Below are 24458 nucleotides of genomic sequence, written 5' to 3'. Positions count from 1 at the left end.
ACGTGACCGGCAAAAAAGCCCCCTCGCGATCGGGGGAGCTTCGCTCTCCCGTTCACGAAGGGGCCTTTATGCAGTTTAAGCAGCTATTGCCATATCATCTCGTTAAATCAAACCGGATTGCTTCAGCAGCCGCAGCATTGCCGCAGCGCTCTGCGCCCGGGTCAGCTCGGCCGATGGATTGAGCTGACCGCCGTCGCCTTCGAAGACGCCGCCAGCCAGCACGGCTGCAGCCGCATCGCGCGCCCACGGCCGGATTTCGCCGCTGTCGGCGAAGCCGTCAAGCTGGCCGGACAAACCGTCGCTCAGCTTGGAAAGCAGACCGGTCAGTGTCATCGCGCGGTGGACGATGACAAACGCCTCGCTGCGCGTGATCGTTTGCTCCGGCCGGAACGTGCCGTCCGGGTATCCGTCGATGAGCCTATATTCGTAAGCAGCCTGCCCGTACCGCTGCGCCCAGTGGCTTTCCGGCACATCGCTGAACTTGCCGGAAGCGGCGCCCGCCGAGCCGAGTCCAAGCGCACGCGCCACGATCGCGGCAAACTCGCCTCTTGTGACCGAGCGGTCAGGGGCGAAGCTGGTGTCGCTGACTCCGGCAACAACTAGCCGTGAGCCCATATCGTCAACCGCCTGCTTGGACCAATGGCCGGATACGTCGGTAAACGACTTCGGATTCCAGATGACCGCATACGAGCTGTTGGTCAAGCTGTTGATCAAGGCATAGTAGGTTTCACCGTGTTTTTCCACCTTGGTAGGAACGTGACGTACCGATCCGTCCGCTTCAAGCACAACGCCGGTCGTTATTTTCGCCGGATCGGTTCCGGCCGGAAGCGCTAAGCTGCGCGTGACGTACTGGTCAAAGCGGCCGATCTCCACTTTCGCCACGCCCAAGCTGGCATACATCGTAAAGTCAACCGGCGGAGCGGCGACAGTCCAGCCATTCTGGCCGGCTTGCTCCGCCAAACGCTGCTGCGCGGCTTCGCCGCTTTTGCCGATGACAACGGAAACTTCAATTGCCGCAAGCGGCGCAGCCCCATCTACCTGATCCGCAATATGCTCGATATGCAGCGCCGCCGCCGGAAGTGTGTACACCGCGTTGTCCGTGCGGATTTCGAGCACCGCGTTGCGGTTTTCCATATTTTTGATCATCTGTGCGTTCAAAACACCGACAACCTTGTCCGCGCCGCCGGTCGTCGTCAGCGTAATGACCGTGCCGTCGCCCGTCTTCAACCGTTCGTCCAGCTTAAGCGGATCGACCGTCATAGTGACAACATTTTGGCCGTCCTCTTTCGTTTGCCGCGCGGAAGCAAGTTCATCGTCCGCATTCGCAGCCGAATCGCCGCCAGCCGTTTGCTCCGAACCGCTTGTCTGGTCCGGTTGCGCGTTCGAAGAGGAAGACGATGAATAAAAGATGACTGTTAAAGCGCCGGTTGGATCGCTTTCGGCGCCGTATACGGTTTGTGTTACCGTATAATTGCCGCCCGCAGCCACCGGAGCAAACACATAACTTCCCAGCGTGTCGGCAATGCCGGAAGCAAGCGCAGTTCCCTCGCGGTACAACTTCACTTCCGCCGCCGGGCTTGCGCCCGTCACGGAGATGCGGAAATACCCTGCGCCGGCCGAGACGGCTTCCGGTTTTACGGTAACGGTGTTGGAAGGCGCTCCGGGAATGCCGCCGATCGTCTGTACGACGTAGTACCCGACACCCGGCTGCACCGGACTGAATACCGCGCCGTACGTTGCGCCGGTAACGGACGCCTGTCGGCTCGCCACCGCTTGGCCCGAACCGTTATACAGCGACAGCATCGCCCCGGCCGATGCGCCCGCAACTTCTACGGTGTTGACTCCGCCGCGTGCCGCCAATCCCCCTGGAGCGGGATCGACAACAACAAAGGAAGTCCCTAAACTTTCCACACCGCCGACCGTCTGGGTCACATAATAATCAAAGCCGGGCGTTACGCCGGTAAACGTATAAGCCGTGTCGTCGCCCTGCAGCGTGAAGGAAGCGGTAAGCTCCGCTTGTCCGCGGTACAGCTTGAGCAGCGCTCCCTTGGCCGCTCCCGTCACCTGCACCTGACCGATTGCGCCGATAGCTCCGAAGCCGCCGGGAGACACCGTCACAGTGTTGGAAGCAAGCCCCTCAACATCATGAACCGTTTGTGTAACGTAATAGTTCATTCCTGCGGCAATGCCTGTGAAACGGTATGCCCCGCCGGAGTCCGCCACGCCTTCGGCGGTTTGGCTGGAGCCTACGTACAGCTTCAGCTTCGAGCCTGGCGTCGCGCCGGACACCGTTACGCTTTCCACACCGCCGGACAACGTGACCGCCAGCGGGGTAGCCGTGGCAAACGGAGTAGCCGGACTGTCCGTGCCGTTTACCGTTTGTATCGCATAATAAACACCCGCTTTCCCGTTGAAACGGTACGCCGAATCGGTCACCGTCAATGTAGCTTGGTCGTCCAAAATACTCGGCAGCAAATACAGCTTAACCGTTCCCCCCGGCATCGCGCCGCTGACGTCGAGATACCCGGCGCCGCCCGTAAGAGTGAAAGCGGGAGGCGTAGCTGTAGCAAACGAAGAAGCGAGGCTTTCCGCGCCGTTTTTGTTTTGAATGACGTAATATTCGCCGGCAATGCCGCTAAAGCGGTACGTCGTTTCGGCAACGCTTAATGTGTGCGAAGCGATGTAAGCCGAAGGCGTGCGGTACAACTGCAGCGTTGCGCCCGAAAGTGCGCCCGACACATCGATATAGCCGCTGCCGCCGCTCACCGCAACCACATCCGGTTTCACCGTAACCCAGTTCGTGTTGACGCTTTCCACACCGCCAACCGTCTGCGTTGCGTAATAGTTAAAACCCGGCTGTACGTTCGTAAACGTGTACTCCGTATCCGCCACACCGGCCGTTGCGGAAACCAGCGGAGTTGGCGTCCCGACTTGATACAGCTTCAGCTGCGCGCCGCCGGTTAAGCCGGACACCGTTAAGCTCATCGCCCCGCCGACAGCGGCAGGCGCAGCCGGCGTTACGGTAACCGCAGCCGAAGCCGCCCCCGTGACCGAATCTACCGTCTGCGTAACCGAATAGCCGGTCCCCGGCTGCAGGCCGGTAAACGTGTAGCCGCCCGCGCCGTCGGCCGTCCCGGTCGTTTGCTGCGCCGCACCGTAATACAACGTCAGCGCTGCGCCCGGCATGGCGCCGGTCACGCTGACCTGTCCGCTTGCGCTGCCAATTGCGGTTACTTGCGGCGGCGTTGCCGTAGCCCACGTCGAACCTCCGTCCTGCACGTTGTCCACGGAGGTTTGAATGATATAAAATACGCCGGCCACGCTTTCAAACCGATGGCTGGTTTCCGCCGCTCCAAGCGTATACGAAGCGGTCTGCGTATTGTCCGACACCCGCATCAGGCGCATGCTGACGCCCGGCGTACCGCCGCTTGCGTCGACATAACCGATCCCGCCGCTTACAGTCAGCGCTTTAGGCACTGCAACGGCAAATGCGGAGCCTTGGCTGTCAAGCGAATTAACCGATTGAACGACATAAAACGTACCCGCGAGATTATCGAACCGGTGGCCGGTTTCACCTGCCGCCAGCGTATACGTGGCCGCCACTTCGTTTCCCGCAACGCGGTATAACGTTAACGTGCGACCCTGTTTGCCGCCGGTCACATCGATATATCCCGCACCTCCCGTGGCGTTGACGGCGGCCGGATTGACCGTTACCATATTGGACGAAGTCACTACGCCGCCTGCGGTTTGAATGACATAATATTCGATTCCCGGCTCTACATTGGTAAACGTAAAAGACGTTCCTGAAGCTATCTGCGTATCCAATATTTGAGCGCCTTGTCCCAATTGCAGCGTCGCGTCCGCCGCAACGCCCGTCACCGTAACCTGCTCATAACCGCCTGTCGCCGGAAAATCCGCCGCATGCGTTATTTGCAATGAACCAAGAAGCACAATAACGACTGCGGCAACAACTGCCGAGAAAACGTAACCTGCTCTCCTCATCTCTCTACCTTCTTTTCTCCCAAAAATATGTTGTTAGCTTGTTATAAAAGTGTATCGCATCAGCGCCGCGATGGATACAAGCTCATTCCAAAAGTAGCGTAAAATTCACAAAATTTCCATAGGTCTAGGGTTCGACCACCGCCAGGCAAGCCCGGGACGTGTACTCGGAAGCCGGATAGCATCCGCTGCTGACGATAACCGTCACCTCTGGAAATATGCCGGTCGTATAAAATAAAAAGAACCGGAAGTCTCAACTCCGGTTCTCCAACGCCAATATATCAATCGCTTTTTCACGGCTCTGCAGCATTCATCCGGCAATCGTCGTCCGCAGTCCCGTCACTTATAATAGCTGTACGCCTTGGCAAATTCTTTGTAAGCCGTCTTAAATTCAGGAAGATTGTTGAGTTTGGCGACATACGTTTTATATTCGTCCATGGAAATTTGTCCGACGATCGCCTTAGTCATCATCGCGTTCCATTCGCTGGAATATTTCGGCCACGTGTTCACCCACGTATTAGATATGAGCCATGTAAAAATGTTATAGACGCCGAGCTTCTCATAATCGGCCACTTCTTTGCGCTTTTGCTCGTTTGCTTCCTTCGGCGCTCCGGGATTGTCAACCTTTCCCCACTTGACGTAGGCGAAAACGCCGGCGCCAAGGCTTGTCGTATTTACCTCTTTAATCGACAGCTCAGTTGGCACCTTCTCGCCGCCCACGACTTTATAATGAACGCCTTCCACCCCGCTGTAGCCGAAGTCGGTCATTTCCTGAGAGGCCGTCGCATCAAAATATTTCAGCATCTGCTTGACCTTCGCTTCAGGCACCTTTTTCGAGATAAAAATCCCGCCGTTGACGCCGGTGGACAAATCCGCCGCATAACCGCCCGGGCCTTTTAGAGGAGGTAACCCGATGATTTTAGCCTCGGGCTGCACCTTTTTGGCCTGCACTTCAAAATCGTAATGGTACCTCGTGCTCCGGATATACGTGGCCGCTTTGCCGGTGCCGATCGCTTCTTCCATCTGCGTTCTTTTCATCGTCATAAATTCCTTCGGCAGACTGCCGTCGGAATAGAGGCCGCGCAGCCACTCGACCAAGGAAGTGTATTCTCCCGTCAGCTCATGCCAAACGAGCCCGCCCTCGCTGTCGTAATGCGGCGCGAACGCGCCGAAGGCCGCTTCGAACGGACTAACCCCTTCGTTGATGCCGACAATGCCCATCGTATCTTTTTTCCCGTTGCCGTCCGGGTCCCCGTTTGCGATTGCTTTAAGCGCATTGCGGTATTCATCGATCGTCGCGGGCACCGGTATGCCCAGCTTATCCAGCCAGTCCTTGCGGATGTTGACCGAATTGTCGATCAGCGAGCGGGAGCGCGGCAGGGCGTATATTTTGCCGTCGACGGACAGGAATTTTTGCCAATTGGGAGGCGTGTTGTTTTTCAAATTCGGGTATTGGCTCAGGTCGCCCAGAAAAGGCGTCAAATCCCAGAACGCGCCGTTGCGCACCGCGTTGATCATCGATACCGTCAAACCTTGGTTCGGGTAGGCGATGACTTCAGGGAGATCGCCCGATGCAAGCACCAAGTCCAGCTTGGTGATGACGTCGCCGGAAGGAACCCAGTTGGCGTCAAGCTTTACGTTCAGCCGCTTCTGCCATTCCGCCCAGAAGGCGTTGTTCATATCCGGCATTTCGTTGTACAACCCGCCGAAAATTTGAATTTGCAGCGGCTTTCCGGCCTCGGCGGCGGTTTCTTTGGCAGTCTCCTTAGCCGTCGCCTGAGCGGACGGGTTCCCCGTTCCCGCCTGCGGCTGGGAGCTGCCGCCATTTCCGGCGGAACACCCGCTGGCGGCAAGTGCCGCAGCGCAGCTTACGCCAAGCGCCCAATGCGCCATTTTACGCCAATGCCATTTGCCTTTTCCCACATCCGTCATGGCAATCCCTCTCCTTTGCCCGATTTTCAACGTTTTTCCCGTTTGATCATTGCGGTCATTCCAATATGATCATTTCATGGTCCGTCAGCGTGTCGAGCCGTACCGTCGCCCAGCCGTCCGCGATCACCGGCTTGACTTCCAGGCCGCTCACCTTCATCGCCGCGCAGGCCGGTTCGGATCCGTCCAGCTTGACGGAAACGGTAATCGGGCCGACGGGCAAATAATCCTCCACATAACCCGCTGTTTGCTGGGTACCGCTCAAATTGACCACATGAACGATCAACCGACCGGTCTGCCGGTATAATTGGCAATCCAGGTACCCCGGGCCCTCCACTTTCAGCGGCATCGTACCGGCGGAGGCCCATTTGACAGCCCCGGCGAGCAAATCCCCAAGATCCGGCAAATAGGTACGGCCATAACAGCGGTCTATGTCGCCAGCAAAATAAAATATCCGGCCGCCAAAGGGATTTTCGCCGGCCAGCATGACCGGGATATCCGTGCGCTGCTCTCTGACCCAGCTGAACTCCGGCGGATAAATCGGATACGACGGAATGTAAGTCGCTGCCGCGTTCAGCCAATCCGCAGCTTGGACCCGCTGAAGCTTACCGCCGAAGGGCAAAATATCCGTCTGCTCGAAGCCGTTCAGCACCTCATGGCGTTCATCAAGGTCCGGCAGCCTGATGTAATTATGCGTGTCAAAAAAAGCCCAATCGGACGATTGCTTGCCTGCCGCTCCTTCCGTTTGATGCGAATGCGCAATCCCGGTTACGGCTTCAAGCGGGAAAAATTCGCGTTTTTCTCCCCACTCGTCCAGCGTTCCCGTTGCGCCGGTAAACACTAGATGTCCGCCGGACTCGGCGAAACGCCGCACCGCCTCGCATTGCGAGTCGCTCATGGCCGCCAGATCGGGCAAAATCAGCACATCCAAACGAGCGGCGTCTCGGGCGATATGATCGGCATGCACCGGGATAAAAGGAATCCGCGCCCGCTTGAGCGCTTTGACAAAGCCGTGCCACGGCAGCGCGACGTTTTCGTCGGCGTCGGCGCGCCCGTAAAATTCCGTATTCTCCTGACTCCACACAAGACCGATATTCGAAACCGGCTGACGGTTGTACAAATATGTTTCGTTGGCCTCATGCCATTGCATGAGCGGCGGCATGTTGCCGAACTGCCGACGGTCTTCCTGAACCCCGCCGACATGGTGAAACCATGGCGAAATGCCCCCAGCCATCCCTTCGATCATCCATAACCTAGTTTCCGCAGGAGGGTTGCTGCCTTGGCGAAAGCTGCGCACACCGCGGATATAATTCGCCATGCTCTCCGGAATAAGCGCATCCCAGCCGGCCACTCCATGCAGTAACTGACCGTTCAGGCTGTTCTGTTCGAAGCCGTTTAACGGATCCCTGGATTGATGGTCGCACATCATAACCTGCGATCGTTCGCCGACTTCCTTCAAATCGCAAAAGGAGGCGTGGGTTTTCACCGGATTGGCGTTAACCATGCCCAGCCATAGACAATCCGGCCCGCCGAATTCCCGGGTCACCCGGTTAAACAAATCCCAATTTTCCATACGGCATTGGTAGCTCCACTTGATCCACTGCCGATAGCCGGGATCGTTCCAATCCGCCGCGGCCGGAAGCTCCAGGCCCGCGTATTGTTTAAATTTGCTGCGGCAGCTGCCGCAATGGCATATATGTTGGCGCGACACGCCAGTCCAGCTGTTGTCGGTAAAGCCGTCCGGCTTGTAAAGCGCAATGATTTCCTTCAGCACTTCGGGAATGTACGTTTTGTAATAATCGCTGTTGACGCAGGAAAAATAACGGCCGTCCGCCATCAGCGGCTCTCCCTTGCCGTTAACGACAAAGCAATCCGGATGCGCGTCGTAAAAGTCCTGCGTGGCCCGGTTAATGTCCATTCGAGCCAACACCGTCAGGCCGGCTTTTCTGGCTTCCGTGGAAAACTCGCCGTACAAATCGCGGTCTCCCAATCCTGCCGCGCGGTAATGCAGCTTAATTGAGCTTGGGTAATACGCAACGATGCCGCCTGCATTAACGATGATGCCTTGAACCCGCGTATCGCGCCAATACCGCTTCCACCACTCCATATCGCAATACACGGGATCCATTTCCGTCAAGTTGGTCTGCCCCCAGCGGAAAGTCCGGCGGTACCAGGGAATCGGGGCCGCAACCGGCTTGCCGGTTGCATACGTGCCGCTTATGCTATTTTCGCTCATTTAGGTCGCGCTCCTTTTCGTACATGTCATGCCTTGCCGGCTCTTATCCGCCTCTTGACTCTAAACGTGCACAACGATCCAGCCGTCTTCCACGGTAACCGGATAAGTATCGACCCGGGCCTCTTCGCCGTCCGGATCGCTCGCGGCAGCCGTTTGAACAGCGCCACCTTCCGCTGCCGGCCCGGCAGCGACCGGCTCCGGCGCTCCCGCCGCGGCCTGCGTCCGTTCCACCGTCACGTCATACGTTTTCACCAAGCAGCGATGCGGATCGTAGATCGACTTGCCGCTTGTTAAATCGAACTCCCAGCCGTGCCACGGACAGCGCAAAATCTCGTCCTGACGCCCGTACCGGTACTGTCCGGGCGGCGCTGCAAGCGTCATGCCGGTTACGTGCCCTTTGCACAAGGGAGCCCCTTGGTGAGGACAGCTGTTGCGCAAAGCGTAATACGTCCCGTTGACGTTAAAAACGCCGATCGAACGATTCTCTGCCGTAACGATGGTGCGCTCGCCCGGAGGCAAATCGCTTGCTTTTCCGATAATGTGTCTGGACAATGCGCGCTCCCTCCTTTAAGTTCGTACGCTAAAAAGTTGCTTGATGCGCAGCACGATACGCTGCCTACTATACGGCTTCGATGCATAGTGCCGATTTACAGCTTACATGACAGCCTGGTTTATTGCCGTGTTACGGCCTTCACAAACCGTACAGCTCTCTTGCATTCTCCGAGAAAATACGGCTGTGCAGCAGCTCGGGCAGCTTCGGAAACGCCCGCGTCGGCGAATCGAAATCCCAATGCGGATAATCGCTGGCAAACATCAGCAAATGCCGGGCATCCATCATCTCCAGCGTTTGCAGCAAATACGCGTCGTTGTCCGGCCGTTCAATCGGCTGGGAGGTGATGCGCACATGGTCTCGCAAATATTCGCTTGGTTTTTTCGTCAGCCACGGCACCTCGTAACGCAGCCCTTTATATTCGGCGTCAAGCCGCCACATCAATGCCGGCAGCCAAGCAACGCCGCCTTCCACCAGCACGACCTTAAAACCGGGGAACCGCTCGAATACGCCTTCGGTAATAAAGCTGACCAGGTGCGCCTGAAAGCTGAGCGACAAACATGTGTGCCACTCGATATAATGGGTCGGATAGCCCGGGGAAGGCTGCTCGTTAATGCCCATGCCGTCCGTGCCGGGATGAATGGCAAAAGGAAACCCGCCCCGCTCGCATGCTTCATAGATCGGATAATACTGCCGCTGTCCAAACGGAGCGCGCGCCCCCGAGTCGGTCATCACCTGCACAAAATGCGGATGTCCGGCCCAGCGGTCGATTTCTTTCGCCGCTAACGCCGGATCCTGGTGAGCAATCGTGATCGAACCTTTAAACACGCCGTCTTCGTTATAACGACCCAGCCACGTGTCCGCGAGCCAATCGTTATAAGCGGCGGCAATCGCCGCGGCATAGTCCGGATCGGGATGCATGTTGCAGAAAGCCCGCGGCAGCAAAATAGCGTGATCGATCCCGTATTCCTCGATCAGCTGCTCTCGCAGAAATGCCGGGTCGGTTCCCGGCCCCCCGCCTCCGGGCGGTTTGGCATCCAGGCGGCTGCCGTGCACCGGATTTTCGTAGAAGCCTCTTCCCATCGGCTTATGCCTGTCGCGCCACGGCTCCTGCATGTATCGCTTCAGCTCTTCCATGCTTTTCGGATACACATGCACATCGCAGTCGATGATGCCGCTTTTGCCGCGCACTTTTTCATTCGAGCCCATAAGATCGCCTCCGTCCGTATTTTCAAAAGACATACCTGCTTGCCCGTCGGCCCGTCAGCCCTTGATCGAACCTAACATAACCCCTTTGGCAAAATGTTTCTGCAAAAACGGATATACCGCCAAAATCGGCGCCATCGCCAGCATAATCGACGCCATGCGGATCGTTTCCTGCGGCACAATCCGATCGTCGCCGCCCGCTCCCGCCTGGCCGACCCCTGTCGAGTCGGAATCGATGACCAGCGTTTTGACGAGCACCTGCAGGGTCCACTTTTTCGAATCCGATAAATAAATCAACGCGTTAAAATACGTATTCCAATACGTTACCGCAAAAAACAGCACAAATGCGGCGATCGCAGGCATCGACAGCGGAATGACGATACGCAGAAATACCCCGATATCGGAGCAGCCGTCGATGCGCGCCGAATCCTCCAGCTCCGAAGGCAGCGATTCGAGAAAACTTTTGATCACGATGAGGCTCCAGGCGTTCGTCAAGCTCGGCCAAATAAGCGACCAGTGCGAATTAAGCAGGCCCAGCGATTTGATTAGAATATAACTTGGCAAAATGCCGGCGTTAAATACCAAAGTAAAGACGACCGCGCCAAGCATAATCGAACGCCCCGGCATCGTCTTGCGGGTCAGCGCGTAAGCGAAAGTAAACGAGGTGACGATGCTCAGCGCCGTTCCGATCAAAGTAATAAACACCGTACTTTTCAGCGCGTTCAGAAAGCTGTTCGTCGATAAAATGTACTTGTAGGCGGCCAGCGACCACTGATCGGGGAACAAATAAAATTTAAGCGGGATATACGCCTTCGGGTCCGTAAAGGATACGCTGAACACGTAAATAAACGGGAATACGCAGGCCAGCGAAATAAGCGCCAGCAGCGAATAATTGACCCAATCAAACAACGTCAGCCGTTTGGTGCTTACGAGACTCATACCTGATCACCTTCCTAATAAATGCCGTCGTGCCCGAGTTTTTTGACGATATAGTTGGAAGCCAGCACAAGCACAAGGCCAACGACTCCCTTAAACATGCCGACGGTGACGCCAACGCTGACTTGGCCTTTGAGAATGCCGATCGTGTAAGCGTACGTATCAAATACTTCCGACACCGACATGACAAGCGGGTTGGTCATCAGCAGCACCTGCTCGAAGCCGACGTCGGCCATATGGCCAAGCCGGAGAATGAGCAAAATGATGATCGTGGGGCGAATCGCCGGCAGCGTAATATGCCAAATCTGCCGCCACCGGCTGGCTCCGTCTACAACGGCCGCTTCGTAACGCTGCGGATCGACGCCGGCCATAGCCGCGAGGAAGATGATTGTGCCCCAACCGGCCTCCTTCCACATGTTTTGCGCGGTGATGAGTCCCCAGAAATAATTCGGGTTGGACAAAAAGGCGACACGCTCGTGGCCCGCCCCGACGATCAGCTTGTTGACGATGCCGACATCCGAAGACAAGATAAAGAAGGTCATGCTCGCCACGACAACCCAGGAAAGAAAATGCGGCAAATACACGATGGATTGGTTGACCCGCTTAAATACCTCATGCCGCACCTCGTTCAGCATCAGCGCCAGCACGATCGGCAGCGGAAACATAAACACAAGCCCAAAGATATTGATCGCAAACGTATTGCGCAGCATCAAATAAAAATTATTGTCGGTGAACAGCTCGGCGAAGTTTTTCATGCCGATCCACTCGCTGCCGAGTATGCCGACGTACGGGTTGTATTTCATAAAAGCGATGATAAGCCCCCACATCGGCACAAATTTGAACAATATAAAATAAGCGATACCCGGCAAAGCCAGCAAATACATATATTTGTGCTGCAGTATGCGGACAAGCAGGCGGGACTTTTCCCGCTGCTTGGTTTTTGTTTTGGCCAGCACAGTGGACGTGGGCGGCATCAGGACCAGCACCTTTCCGATTTCGATGGATAACTTGCAATGAGCCGTTATGCCGGAGAACCGACGCGGTCATGATACATCCAGCGATGCATCACAGACTACGATTGCGGACGATTGCGGCGTGCTCCGGCATAGCCGCTCTTCAGAGGCATTTAAGAGAATCGGTTCAAATTCTGCCGGCAGCGGTCTGACGGACGACATAATACGGCTGATTGGAAAACGTCTCGTTAAAGCCCGGCGAAAGCCAGGTTTCTCCGCCCGTGCCGACCAGCTCGAAAAAGTACATCACCGGATACGGCGAATCGGTATCATCCGCGGGAATTTCCGCGGAAAACTCACCGCCGCCGGAGGCCGCCATGTCCGCCAGTTTATACGGCTGCGCTTGGTGCACCAGCCGGTAATGGAGCCGGACCGCTGCGACGCTTTCGCCCGCCGTCACGCGAAGCGGGATCGCTTCGCCCCGGCGGTACGCGGCGGGGGCGTCATGGCCGAGCGGCTGCGCCTGCAGCTGCGCTCTGGCGGCATGCGCCGGCTGAGCGTCGGACGAGCCAGCGGCTGCGCCGGCATAGGCGCTTGCCGGCGAACCGGCAGGCGCTGCTACGCCGAAGGCGTTCGCGCCGCTAGCTGTGCGCGCACCCGCTCCAGAGCCGGCCGACGTTCCGCCGGCCTGTACGCTTGCGGCTTCCGTGCCCGCATCAGCGGCAATGCCTGCCGCAGCTTCCCGCTCTGCCGGCGCTCCCGCCAGCAGGCGTTCCATCGCGGCGATATCCGCTTCGATGTCCGGCAGACGATCGGCCCAATGCCCCCGCATGTACGGCACGTACCCAAACGTGATGTCGTCGCGGTACACGCCGCTTGCCGTGGCCGCCAGCCGCTGCCAGGCCGCTTTTGCCGCTTTGTAACGCGCCACCGCCTCATGCAGCTTGCTTTCGCTGCTTGTTCTTTCGTATATGGCATATGCGACGCCCGCCCGCAGCTTCTCTGCGAAAAAGCGGCCCAACTCGGCCAGCATCGCCGCATCGACGGCCAGGCGCCGCCAAGCTGCGTTAAGCTCGCGCTCTTCGCCCAGTGCTGCAGCCGCTTCGCCAAGCTGCGCCAGAGCCGTCTCCGCCCAAGCCTCCAACTGGCCGGCGACCTCCAGCGGCGTATATTTGCCGCTCAAGCCAGCGCCGCGCACGACTTCGTCGGCGTAATCCTCGATGCGGTAAAACAGCGCCGGATCCAGCGGGCTAACCGCGCCAAACGTCGCCGGAGCCGGCGTATCAAACGCGTATTGCGAGCGCTCGCCCATATTGACGATCGGCAAATTGGCGTACATTTCCGGCCAAAAATGGTTGTTCGCCGCCGAAGGCAGGTGCGCCGCCGTCAGCAGCGGCAAAATCCGGCTGGCTACGGCAAGCGCGGCCTCGCAGCCGGGTGCTGCGGCAGCGCCGAATTCGGCGGCCAAATACCGCCGCCAGCCGCTCGGATCGGCGTCGGGGTTGTACAGCAGCCGGCCCCACAGCCGGTAGCTGTAGGCGTATTTTTTCCAATCGGCGCCGTTCAAAGCCAGCGATCCGTCGGCATAAGAATCCCGACCTCCCGGCGAACCCGAACCTTTGCGCCCCTTAAACGTCAGCGGCTCGCACAACTCGACGCCAAGCGCGCCGCAAAATGTGCCTAAGCGGCCGTATCCCGCGGCCATCTCCGGATCGCCCCACAGCAGCACCCGCTGCGTCCCCGGCCAAATGCGGTAAAGCACGTCGTGCTTGCGGTCCTCCCTGAGGAAATCGGCATAACCGTAGCGGGTAAACCGCCGGTAAGTGGCGGTAATCGCCATCAGATCGGGCCGCTCGGTATCGGTTACCGGCAGCTCCAGCGGCCGGATCGCCGCCTGATGGTAAGGCGGCCCCATATGCTCCGCCCAATATTTCGGCGACACGACAACCGGCAGGCCGGTATCGACAGCAACGCCCAGCATTTGCTCGTCGACGCCTTTGGAGTGCAGGTCCAGCTCCACCTTCCGGCCGCTTTGTTCAATCCCGGAAAAAACAACAGCCCAGAACTCATGCGCCGGCTCGGGAATGCCGCCTTCGTAATGCGTGCGGATCGTCACGCCGTCGATAAGCGGGCATGCTTCCAGCAGGGCGCTCAGCCCGTCCCTGCAGTATTCGGCATGATTTTGCCGGTGAACGCCTTCAATCGTATATTTCGCATTTGGGCTTTCGCTCGGATCGTACGCATGCGTCCATATGCCAAGCTGGAAGTGAATGCCTCTGCGGCGGGCCTCTTCGCTAATCAGCTGCAGTGCCGCCAAATTGCGCTGCGCTTCCCCTTCCGGCAGCTCCTTCACGCATACCTCGTAACCCGGAACCTGCAGAAAATACGGGTAGGCAAAACAGAAATAGTTATCGTGAACGCCCGGATCGTGGCCGTAATCGTACCCCATGCCCAGCGCCAAATGAAACCGGTTGAACCGGTGTGTCGCCAGCTCTGTCAAATATTCGCTCCAGAACGCCGGATCGTAAAACCACGGCTTATCCTCCGCTTCGCTCACAAACAGCCGGTTAATGCTGCGCACCGGCGATGCGGGCCGCTGCGCCAGCGGGCTGATGCCGCGCAGCGCATCCAGTGGAGAGTCCGCATGCTTAACGATGTCGGCGATTTCCAGAATCGCATACATCAGGCCCCTGTCATCCGCGCCTGCGGCAAGCAGCCCCGCTGGCCCTTCGGCCCGTTCGGGAATCAGGGCGAACGATTCCGTTTCGCCTAATGTAAGTCCAGCGTGCTCAAGCGCATCGCTGACAGCGTTCACGTCACCTCCCGCAAACGTCAAGGTAAATTCGGCGGAGCCGCCGGGTGCAGCTTCCTCTCCCAGCAGCGCAATGCCTTTGGCGCTGCAAACGCCGGTCAAATGTCCGATCGCCCAATCCACGGATTCATGAAACGCTGCGGTATCACTCTCCGTTCTCACCAGTTTCCATACTGCGGTTAAAGCTGAAGTTATGTTTGACATCGTATAGTCCCTCCCTTAATGTTTGAATTCATAGTCGTAAATCAGCATGTATAACCGGATAATCTCTTCCCGGGTCACCGGTTTCGGATGATTTGCCGGACTGCCGCTGGCTATGGCATCATCGGCCATCTTGCCGAGCAGGCTTTCATAACGCTCACGCTCAATACCCCAGCCGCGCAAGTTCGGAATATTCATCAACACGCACCATTCTTTGATCCGGCCGATCGCCGCTTCCGCCAGCTGCCTGTCGGTAAGCCCTTTCCCGATCAGCTCGGGCAACATCGCTTGACCGATGCCGGCGAGCCGTGACGCTGCTTCCGGCAGGCTGTATTCCAGCACGGCAGGGAGCAGCATCGCGTTGGAAATGCCATGCGGCACATGGAACAGCGCGCCGATCGGCCGGGACATCCCGTGCACCAAGGCGACCGAGGCGTTGGAGAAAGCCGCTCCCGCCAGCATGGAGCCGATCATCATCTCCGTGCGAGCCGGCACGCTCGCGCCGTTGCGGTAAGCTTCCGGCAAATTCGCCGTTATGTGCCGGGCCGCGCTAAGCGCAAGCGCATCCGTCGCCGGGTGTGCTTTTTTCGATAAATAAGCCTCAAGGGCGTGCGACAGCGCATCAATGCCGGTTGCGGCCGTAATGTGCGGCGGACACGATACCGTGAGCAACGGGTCGACCAGCGCCACACAGGGAAGCAGCTCGGGCTGTGAAATCATCAGCTTTTCGTCCGTTCGCGTATCGGTAATAACCGTCACTTTGGTCATTTCCGATCCGGTGCCTCCCGTCGTCGGGACGGCGATCAGCGGCAGCGCCGCCCGCTCGAAGCGCTTATGCCGGTAGTCGCCGATAAAACCGTCGTTGCGCATCATGACAGCCACCGCTTTGGCGGTGTCCAGACAGCTGCCGCCGCCGACAGCCACAACGACGTCGCATCTGTGTTCACGGCATATCGCAAGCGCATCTTCCACATACAGATGCGTCGGTTCCGTCACAACTTCAGCATAGACGGCGCACGTCACCGAAGCCGCTTCGAGAAGGGAGACGCACCTTTGCACGACGCCGTTATTCAGCATCACCGGATCGCTGACAAGCAGCGCTTTAGTGCCGTATGCCGAGGCCGCGCCGCCCAATTCCCGGAGCGCATCCGGGCCATATATGACTTTTGCCGGCATTAGCAGTTGATGAATAGGCTGCTCCATGGCGCCTCCTTATAATTGACTGATCCGGTATTCGGCTTTTTCCAGCCATTCCGGGCGCACCGTTACACCCCAGCCCGGAGCGTCGGGGACCGTAATTCTGCCATCACGCACCTCAAAACGCGATGTAAACAGCTCATTTGCCCAAGAGTCCGATTCGACGGTAAACTCCATAAACCGTCCGGCATTTGGTATCGCAGCCGCCATATGCATCGTAAACACGGTCACCATCGACAGGTTCGCGGCATGCGGCGTGCAGGGTATTCCCGCTTTCTGCGCCATACGCGCGACTTCAAGCGCTCTGCTGAGCCCCCCGATATAACAAATATCCGGCTGCACGATATCGACGGCATGCATCGAAATCATCCGCTGAAACTGCACCAGATCGGTATCCTGTTCCCCGCCGGTCACATTAAGGTTAAGCGCGTCCGTCACCTGTTTCGTCCATTCGAGCTGCGGGTACGGACACGGCTCCTCGTAATGCACAACGCCGTGCTGCTCCAGCATCTTGCCCACCTCGATCGCCCGGCCGGGGGTGAAACCGCTGTTCGCATCGACGTACAGCAGCGTACCGTCGCCAAGCGCTTTGCGCACAGCCGGCACGATCTGCTCGGTACGGCCGGGATAAACGTCCACATCGTTGCCGAAATTATTAGCGATGCGGAATTTAAACGCCTTAAAACCGTGTTTGTCCTGCAGCCGCTTCAGCCTCTCCGCTTCGTCCTCGGGCAAGATGTCCCGCTTCATGCTGGAGCCGTATACCTCAATCGCACGTGGTTTCCCTCCGATCAGCTCGCAAACGCTTTGCCCGAGCCGTTTTCCTTTCAAATCCCACAGCGCGGTATCGAGCCCTCCGACGGCGCGGCATACGTAAGAGCCGGGAAATTTATGTTCAGCCGTGACAATCGCATCCACCAGTTGCTCAATGCGCTCCGCATCTTTGCCGAGGGCTTGAGGCGCGATTTGCTGGTGAAGCACAAGCGCGGAAATATTGGCGTGATAAGGGGCGATTTGCCCGATCCCTTCCGCTCCATCCTCCGTTTTCACCCGGACGATACAGATGTTGCGTGTGCTGAAGGTTTCTATGCTTTTTATATTCATGGCTCTCTCCCTTTACCGATGTTTTGATCTGAACGTGCTTGGCGTCATTTTGGTCAGCCGTTGAAAAATCCGGCTTAAGTTTCTTTCCGAGTAGCCTACCGCCTCGGCAATATCGCTGACCGTTTGATCGGTTTGCGTCAGCAGCTTTTTAGCCTCTTCCACCTTGCATTCCACGACAAAATCCAGAAAGTTCATACCGGTTTCCTTCTTGAAAAGCCGGCTTAAATACGACGGGCTCACTCCAACCATGTCCGCGCATTGCACCAGAGACACATCGTCGCCGCAATGCTGCCGGATATGCCGGCAGACCCGTTGAATCAGCGTTTGCGCCGCATCGCTGCGGTAATTTTCGGTCAGCCACTTGTACAGCGGAAACACCGTTTCCTCAAACCAATCGTAAATTTCTTTGGAAGTTAATTTATCTTTGAGCTGGCCGAATAAATTATGCTCCACAATATCGGCGATACTGCCCCCATGCTGCTCCAGCGAAGCGATCGCGGCGGAAAGCAGCATATGGTAGCTTTGATAAATAAACACATACGATTCCGATTCGCGCATCGCATCGGCGAATTGCGCCAAACATGCCGCTGCGTTATGCACATCCCCGTTTTCGAGCGCGTTCAGCATCTCATGTTCCAGCTGGCGCGGATACTTCAGTGTGGCCTGCTTTTTGGCATGCTCAAGTTCTTCAATATAGAGAATGCGGTCGGCCTCCCTGTACACGCGGTATTGCAGCGCCAAATCCGCCTCTTTGTACGAAACCGGCACGTCGGCCACATGCGCGTAGAACCGTCCTATGCCAACGGACACCTCAAACGACAGCGCCTTCTTTAAGGAGACACGTACCGCTTCCGCATAACGCAACGTCTGCTCGCTCATATATGTCACCGTCTTATCGTGCGGAAACTGGAGAAGCGCCACCCCCCGGCCCTGATAAGGCACCGCGTAACCGGTAAACGCCTCGTTTTGCTGCAATATTTCCTGCATCACATTGGCGATCACAAATGCGATGATCCCTTTATCTTCGGGAAGAAACCGCTTGTCTTTGGTCAAATTTTCGGCTTCCGCCGCCAGCGCGACCGTTGTCGATGAAGTGGAAATTCCGTATTCCTCGCACTCCCGAAGCAGCGGTTCGTACCGCGAATAATCCCCGCCGAGAAGCTGCTGGATGCATTTTTCCCTGAGGGTCGGTTCGATTTTTTCCATATAACTTCCTAGTTTCTTCGTCTCTTTGTTCAGAAAATCCAGACATTCCTTAATAAAGTCGAATTCGTCTTCCTTTGAAGAAATAGAGCCGAAACTCAGCTCTCTGCTGTGGCGGAACAACTGCTCAATCGGGTTATAGGCTCGCTTAGTAATAAAATAAGTCAACATGATGCCCAAAACGAGCAAAAAAGATAAGATAAGTATGGTGCCGACGCGAATCCAAATCAGTTGGCCGGCAATCAATTGCTCCGGAATCACCGTGATGTAGGTTCGGCCGTAAACGTTTTTTAAATAAAGGAACTCCGCGTGTTCTCCGCCAAGCCCTTCCGCAAAAAAACGGTCCGCCCCTTTGTCCGACGAACGGATCTGGGCAATTGCCGGCAGCCCTGCAAGCAAACCGCTCAGCTCTTGATTGTTCAGCTTCGCCTCATCCTGCAGCTTCTGGTAATTGGCGATAAGCAGCTCCGAGCCTTGCGGCAGCACAAAGGTGCCGGCCTCCAGCATACCCGTAAACGCCGACACGTCGATTTCGATGCCAAGCACCCCTTGCGGTGTGCTGCCGCCAATGACAGGCAGCATGCGGGCAAAGGTGACCATGCCGTCCTTTTGGCCGGCCGGCAAATACGCCCATTGCGACAGCTTGCCTTCCTTCAGCAGCAGATCGATATCCGCGGAATGTTTGTACGAATCTTTGGATATCGCCCCGTAACGATTGGACAATACGACTTCTTCGGCGGGACTGTAATAATAAAGTTCGTCGATAAAGCTGTTGCCGTATTTCACAAGTGCGATGCGGTCCAGGAAATTCCGGTGCCAAATCAAACTGTTGTCCTGCGCCTGATGATTGAAAAAATCGGTAAGCTCCGGGCCAACAGCCAACTGCAGCGAGTCCTGCTCAATACCTTGCAGCACACGCTCCGCTCTGTCTTTCATCATCATCAGCGCGGCATCGCTTTCTTTGGCAATTTGCTGTTTGACCCGGTTCATGGAAAACTGATAATATACTACGCTTGCGAGTATGACCGGTATGCACACGGAAATACAGCCAAGCCAAATCAGCTTGTGCAAATACTTCCTTTGTCCGAGCGGTTTCGCCCCCCGTAAACGCAGCACCTTCAGCAGCCAATTTTCCATAGGCCCCCCTAATTACGTGTTTCAGGCTTTATTTTTTAAAATATTCCTTGTACGCTTTGGCAAACTCCTGATATGCCTTCTTAAAGTCGGGAGATGCATTAAGCTTGTCGACATACGCTTTATATTCGTCCATCGTAATTTGTCCGACAATCGCTTTGGTCGCCATGGATTGCCATTCTTTCTCGAACTTCGGCCATATATTCGTCCATGTATCGGAAGGGACAATGCTGAATATGTTCAGCTTGCCGACTTGAGCGAACACCTCGGTTTCCTTCAGCTTGGCGTCGTTGTACGCTTTAGGCGCGGCCGGGTTCATCACCTTCATTTTGTTGTTGAAGGCCAAGGCAAATACTTGGTTGGCGTTGGTCGTAACCTGCTTCACCCCAAGATCGGTTAACACCGGCTGGCCGTCCACTTTCTTATGATGCACGCCTTCGATGCCGAAATAGTTAAAGTCGGTATACTCCATCGTTGTTGTCTTTTCCATGTAGTCGAGAATCTGGCGCACCTTGGCTTCCGGCACCTTTTTGGAAATGTACATGGCTCCGAAGAACGGCGTGGCAAGCTGCACACTGACGCCTCCCGGACCTTTCATCGGCGGCAAAGTGATGACATTGGCATCGGGCTGAACTTTCTTAATATCTTGTTCCCACGTGTAATCGCGCCAAATGTTGCGCACGTACGAAGCCGCCTTGCCCGTCGCAAACATTTCTTCGGCCTGCGTTTTCTTAATAGCGGAAAACTCTTTCGCCAGCACGCCGTCGGCGTACAGCTTGCGCAGCCATACGAGCATGTCGGTGTACTGCGGCGTCATATTTTCTTTGATCAGCCCGCCTTCTTTATCAAAAATCGGGTCTAATCCGCCAAACGCCGCCAGCAGCGAGCCGTCGCCGTCAGCCAGCAGGAAGCCGTGTCCGAGCAAGCCGATCGTATCGTTTTTGCCGTTGCCGTCCGGATCGCTGTCGACGATCTTTTTTAGAGCGGCTCCGTATTCGTCCATCGTCTTCGGAATCGGAATGTTCAGCTTATCCAGCCAATCCTTGCGCATTTTGATACCCAGGTCGATCAGCGGACGGTTGCGGGGAATCCCGTAAATTTTGCCGTCCACTTTCATATAATTCCATACGTTGCCTTCGCTGTTGTTTTTCAAGTTGGGGTATTTGCTGAAATCGCCGAGGATCGGGCTTAAATCCCAAAACGCTCCTTGTTTGATGGCGTTAAGCAAAGTGGGCCTTGTTGCCGATTGGGCGACAATAATTTCCGGAAGATTGCCCGATGCGAGCACCAAATCGAATTTCGTATCGTAGTCTCCGGAAGGAATCCATTCCACGTCCAGCTTGGTGTTCGTTTTTTTCTGCCATTCGGACCAATATTCGTCGTTCATGTTGGGCACGTCGGCAAACGACGGCACCATCATTTGAAGCTTCAAAGGCTCCGCGGGCTTATTGTCCGCAGGTTTGGCCTCAGCCGGCTTGGCGTCGGCCGGTTTCGGATTATTGTCTTTCCCGCCTGCCGCAGGCGCGGCCCCTCCCGAGCATCCCGCCAGCATGCCGATCACAAGAACGGATGCCACCGAGCAGCTAAGGCGCTTTTGCAACAAGTTCTTCATTTCAACACTCCCCCCAATTCGTAAAATAGGTTAAACTTTACAGGATAACGCTTTCATTTTAAAATGTACCGGGACGGCAAGTAAGCGACAGATTTTGTCCGTTAAGGATCCGGCTGCCGTCAGATCAAATTTTGTCCGGTTGGCACAAAAATGTCCGTTACCGATTGGGCGTACGTTTTGGCATAATGAGTATGGAAGCAAAGTTCAAAGCATAATCTTTCGAAGCGAACTTTGCTAAAGCAAAGTTCTTAGGAGGCATCAACAATGAACGCTTACGGAATATGGAAGACTGCTCCGCCGGACACCAAGGTGCTGCTTGCTGCGCTGCTTTTTGTCAATTTGGGCTTCTATTCGTTTATCCCTTATTTGAGCATCTATTTAACGGGCAGCTTCGGCTGGTCACTTGCATTAACGGGACTGCTGCTGGGCGTCCGGCAGATGTCGCAGCAAGGCGTGACCTTTCTCGGAGGGCTGGTCGCCGACAGATTGGGCTGCAAACCTACGCTGATTGCGGGGCTGCTGCTGCGCTCGGTCGGATTTTGCTCTTTTGCTTTTTGCGGCGAGATTTGGCAGTTCTTTGCAAGCGCGGTGTTATCCGGACTTGGCGGCGCTTTGTTCGAACCTGCTTTCCAGGCCGCTTTCGCCAAACTGACCCCTCAAGATCAGCGCAAATCGCTGTTTTCCTTCAAAAATATGCTGGTCAACATCGCAATGATCGCCTCATCGCTGCTTGGCAGCGTACTGCTGACGCTTGATTTTAAATATTTATCGATTACGGCGGGGATCATCTATTTCGCGATGGCTTTTTTTGTGATGATCCGTCTTAAACCGCTGGAAGTGGACATTCACCGCCAAAATTTCGTGCAGGACATTCATCAAATTGTAAGGGATGTCCCGTTTGTCATCTACACCCTCGTGCTGATCGGTTATTATTTTCTGTACATGCAGCTTTACTTGACCATACCAAAAGCGGCGGCGCTCGCGACGGGCGATCCGTCCAGCGTAGCTTACATCTATGCGGCGGTTTCGATATCCGTGATCGTCCTGCAGCTGCGGGTGACCCGGTATACGGAACGGTTTGCCAACCGTTTTATGCTTATTGGCGCCGGATCGCTGCTGATGGGACTTGGACTGCTGCTGTTCGGCTCGGTGAGCGGCATCGTTCTGATGTGCGCTTGCTCCGTGCTGTTTGCGCTGGGAACAATGGTCGCAGCACCGCTGCTGCTTGATGTAATTCCTTCTTTTGCGCCGCCGGACAAGCTGGCTTCTTATTACGGGTTCAACGGGTATGCCATGGCGGTCGGCGGCGCGCTGAGCACTTCACTCGGCGGTTGGCTTTACGATGCGGGAAGCGGCATCGGCGCGGCTTGGCTGCCATGGGTGACTTGTTTTATCATATCGCTGGCGGTAGCCGGGGGATTTTACTTTTATTTTGTCAAACCGCAGACAGGCCGTCCGCTGGAGCTGTAGACTTTTGGGGTTGGACCAACCGCCGCGCAGCGCCGCAACGCGCGCTTGGGATCGCGCGCGTTGGAAAATTTGGCCGCCTTATGCGCAAGATTCGCTTAACAACTTTATAAAATTGTTAAACTTTACACAAAAATTAATTGATTATACTATTCAGCGGCAAAGTCGTTATTTTATAATAAAAACAAAGGCTGAGCAACGATTGGAAGCGTTATCATATAACAGCCTATTAGGGGGCTAAATTCAATGCATGCCATACTATTTGAGTTAAAAAGAGCTTTTCTCGCCACAAGGAAATACCTCGACGAACGGCTGCAAAAATATGACATTACGTTAACTCAATTCGATATCATCGAATTTCTCGCCAAAAACGGAGAGACGGAACAACGTGTGCTGCAGTTGAAATTCGGCATCACTTCCGCTTGTTTGACGCGAACGATAGAAAGTCTTGTCACGAACGGCTGGATCGAGCAATACGAAAGCCCGCGGGACGGGCGGGTCAAGCTGGTCGTCCCCACGCCCAATGCATTGCGGATTGTTGAGGATATTAAACGATACGAGGCATTTGATATTGTGGAAAAATGTTTCAAAGGGTTCTCTTCCGCGGAAATTTTGGAGCTGGAGACCAGGCTCCACCATCTGGCTGTAAACATGGGAGATAAAAGCATTAACACTTACCGGTAAACCGGATCGTTAGAGAATCGCTAAAGAAGAAAACTTGAGCTGCTTGCCCGGCTATAATCAAGATAAGCATGACCGCTTTGTCCCGCCCATCGCCCGTCTTTACGAAGCTTTTGGCGGGACAAGTTATGTAACGGTGTTAGCGGGATCATGCATGTTTGTTTACATTTCACACGATGCGTATCAAATGGGTGGCGAATCAGAGAAACTGCAGCTTAAATGCAAGCGACGCCAGAACGCCGCCGGCAATCGGACGTTCGGCCGGCACCTAGTAGATCGATCCTGAGTTACTTTCAGGTAGTTGATGGCGGATACGCCTAATTTGCTTTAACGGACCTCGGCTGAGGCTGTCAATTCATTGTGCACATAGCCCAATATGCGATCAGCCTGCCTAATTTCCTTTAACGGGCCTCAGCTGAGATCGTCAATTCATTGTGCATAACCCAATATGCGATCAGCACGCCCCCTCTAACGGACATGAGCGACGCAATTTAAACAAAATCGGGGGTTTGCCAAATGTAATGGACATCAGGGGTCTTATTCTGTCTAGCGCCTGTGGTTTCCCTGACTTTTTGAGTGAATAAGCGCGCCCCTGTCCGTTAAAAATGATAACCTCGGCTTTTTTGCCAAATAAGTACGCCCCTGTCCTTTAGCGTCGGACCGTGACGATACAGTCGGCCCTCGTTACATAGCCGATAAAATTGCGCTCCGTCATCTGCCGATCTTCCGCAGCATTTACGTCCATGAACATAAACTCCGAGATTAACTGCTTTAAGTTTATTTCGCGCCAAATTGTTCGTGAAGCACATCATCGATCGCCGCGCATACCGTCTCTTCGGTTTCCGAAGCAAGCGGAGCCGGCAGCCCGAAATAATAAATGAAATCGGCGGCCTCGTAGCCGCCTTCCGACAGCTGGTCCCGCGTGCAGATGTAGCCGAGCAGGCCGTTGCTGTAGCCGACGGGCAGCACGCTGCCGGCGTAGCGGCTTTTCACGTAGGCGCCGTAGGCGCCGGCCAGCTCCGCGCCCGCGGTCAGCAGCGTAAAGCCCTGCGCCAGCTCGACTGCGCCGAGCTCCAGCACGGCGGGCAGCTGCAGCCGCTCCGGCTCGGCCAGCAGGAAGCGGCTCCAGCCGGCGAGCACTTCGGCGTCCGGGCCGAGCTGCTTCAGCTGCCCGGACGCCGAGACCGGCGGCGGCGCAGCGGCAGGCGCCGCAGCCGGCGAGGCGCCGGGCCGCTCGG

The 24458-nt window shown here is 56.0% G+C and carries 15 protein-coding genes; 2 read left to right on the top strand and 13 right to left on the bottom strand.

What is annotated here, in order from left to right:
- Positions 1 to 102: 102 nt before the first annotated feature.
- The 12 genes from EYB31_RS10590 to EYB31_RS10535 all read right to left on the bottom strand — a co-directional run bounded on the left by EYB31_RS10590 (position 103) and on the right by EYB31_RS10535 (position 21072).
- A complete protein-coding gene (locus EYB31_RS10590) occupies positions 103 to 4002 on the bottom strand; it encodes an S-layer homology domain-containing protein (RefSeq protein WP_131013298.1) in 3900 nt (1299 codons plus the stop codon).
- 336 nt (positions 4003 to 4338) lie between these two features.
- Positions 4339 to 5931, bottom strand: a complete 1593-nt coding sequence (locus tag EYB31_RS10585; RefSeq protein ID WP_131013297.1) for a type 2 periplasmic-binding domain-containing protein — start codon at positions 5929 to 5931, stop codon at positions 4339 to 4341.
- A gap of 55 nt (positions 5932 to 5986) precedes the next feature.
- Positions 5987 to 8164 (bottom strand): alpha-amylase family protein, encoded by a 2178-nt coding sequence (locus EYB31_RS10580; protein ID WP_131013296.1) that lies wholly within the window; start codon positions 8162 to 8164, stop codon positions 5987 to 5989.
- A gap of 60 nt (positions 8165 to 8224) precedes the next feature.
- A complete protein-coding gene (locus EYB31_RS10575; protein ID WP_131013295.1) occupies positions 8225 to 8716 on the bottom strand; it encodes a Rieske (2Fe-2S) protein in 492 nt (163 codons plus the stop codon).
- 139 nt (positions 8717 to 8855) lie between these two features.
- Positions 8856 to 9923, bottom strand: coding sequence for an amidohydrolase family protein (locus EYB31_RS10570; protein ID WP_131013294.1), 1068 nt, complete (start codon positions 9921 to 9923; stop codon positions 8856 to 8858).
- Between the two features lie 54 nt (positions 9924 to 9977).
- A complete protein-coding gene (locus EYB31_RS10565) occupies positions 9978 to 10859 on the bottom strand; it encodes a carbohydrate ABC transporter permease (RefSeq protein WP_131013293.1) in 882 nt (293 codons plus the stop codon).
- A gap of 14 nt (positions 10860 to 10873) precedes the next feature.
- Positions 10874 to 11830, bottom strand: a complete 957-nt coding sequence (locus EYB31_RS10560; protein ID WP_131013292.1) for an ABC transporter permease — start codon at positions 11828 to 11830, stop codon at positions 10874 to 10876.
- A gap of 166 nt (positions 11831 to 11996) precedes the next feature.
- Complete coding sequence (locus EYB31_RS10555; RefSeq protein WP_131013291.1) at positions 11997 to 14825, bottom strand: hypothetical protein; 2829 nt, start codon at positions 14823 to 14825, stop codon at positions 11997 to 11999.
- A 15-nt stretch (positions 14826 to 14840) separates the two neighbouring features.
- Entirely contained in the window at positions 14841 to 16025 is a 1185-nt protein-coding gene (locus EYB31_RS10550) for an iron-containing alcohol dehydrogenase (RefSeq protein WP_131013290.1), read from the bottom strand.
- A gap of 9 nt (positions 16026 to 16034) precedes the next feature.
- The gene (locus tag EYB31_RS10545; protein WP_131013289.1) at positions 16035 to 17123 is read right to left on the bottom strand and encodes a mandelate racemase/muconate lactonizing enzyme family protein; all 1089 of its coding nucleotides are present in this window, start codon (positions 17121 to 17123) and stop codon (positions 16035 to 16037) included.
- 12 nt (positions 17124 to 17135) lie between these two features.
- Complete coding sequence (locus tag EYB31_RS10540; RefSeq protein ID WP_131013288.1) at positions 17136 to 19463, bottom strand: helix-turn-helix domain-containing protein; 2328 nt, start codon at positions 19461 to 19463, stop codon at positions 17136 to 17138.
- Positions 19464 to 19491: 28 nt separating this feature from the next.
- A complete protein-coding gene (locus EYB31_RS10535; protein ID WP_131013287.1) occupies positions 19492 to 21072 on the bottom strand; it encodes a type 2 periplasmic-binding domain-containing protein in 1581 nt (526 codons plus the stop codon).
- Positions 21073 to 21336: 264 nt separating this feature from the next.
- On the opposite strand from EYB31_RS10535, the gene EYB31_RS10530 reads away from it, so the two are divergent.
- Positions 21337 to 22542 (top strand): MFS transporter, encoded by a 1206-nt coding sequence (locus EYB31_RS10530; RefSeq protein WP_131013286.1) that lies wholly within the window; start codon positions 21337 to 21339, stop codon positions 22540 to 22542.
- A gap of 243 nt (positions 22543 to 22785) precedes the next feature.
- Positions 22786 to 23223 carry a MarR family winged helix-turn-helix transcriptional regulator gene (locus EYB31_RS10520; protein WP_131013284.1) on the top strand — a complete coding sequence of 146 codons (438 nt, stop codon included), beginning with the start codon at positions 22786 to 22788 and terminating at the stop codon, positions 23221 to 23223.
- A gap of 774 nt (positions 23224 to 23997) precedes the next feature.
- Here EYB31_RS10520 and EYB31_RS40160 read toward each other — a convergent pair.
- Positions 23998 to 24458: hypothetical protein (locus EYB31_RS40160; protein WP_206105452.1), on the bottom strand; the 461-nt coding region annotated here is incomplete at its 5' end.

The organism is Paenibacillus thalictri (genome assembly GCF_004307995.1).
Classification (GTDB): Bacteria; Bacillota; Bacilli; order Paenibacillales; family NBRC-103111; genus Paenibacillus_AF; species Paenibacillus_AF thalictri.
The sequence above is the reverse complement of the archived record's forward strand: the minus strand, read 5'-3'. Positions and strand labels throughout refer to the sequence as shown.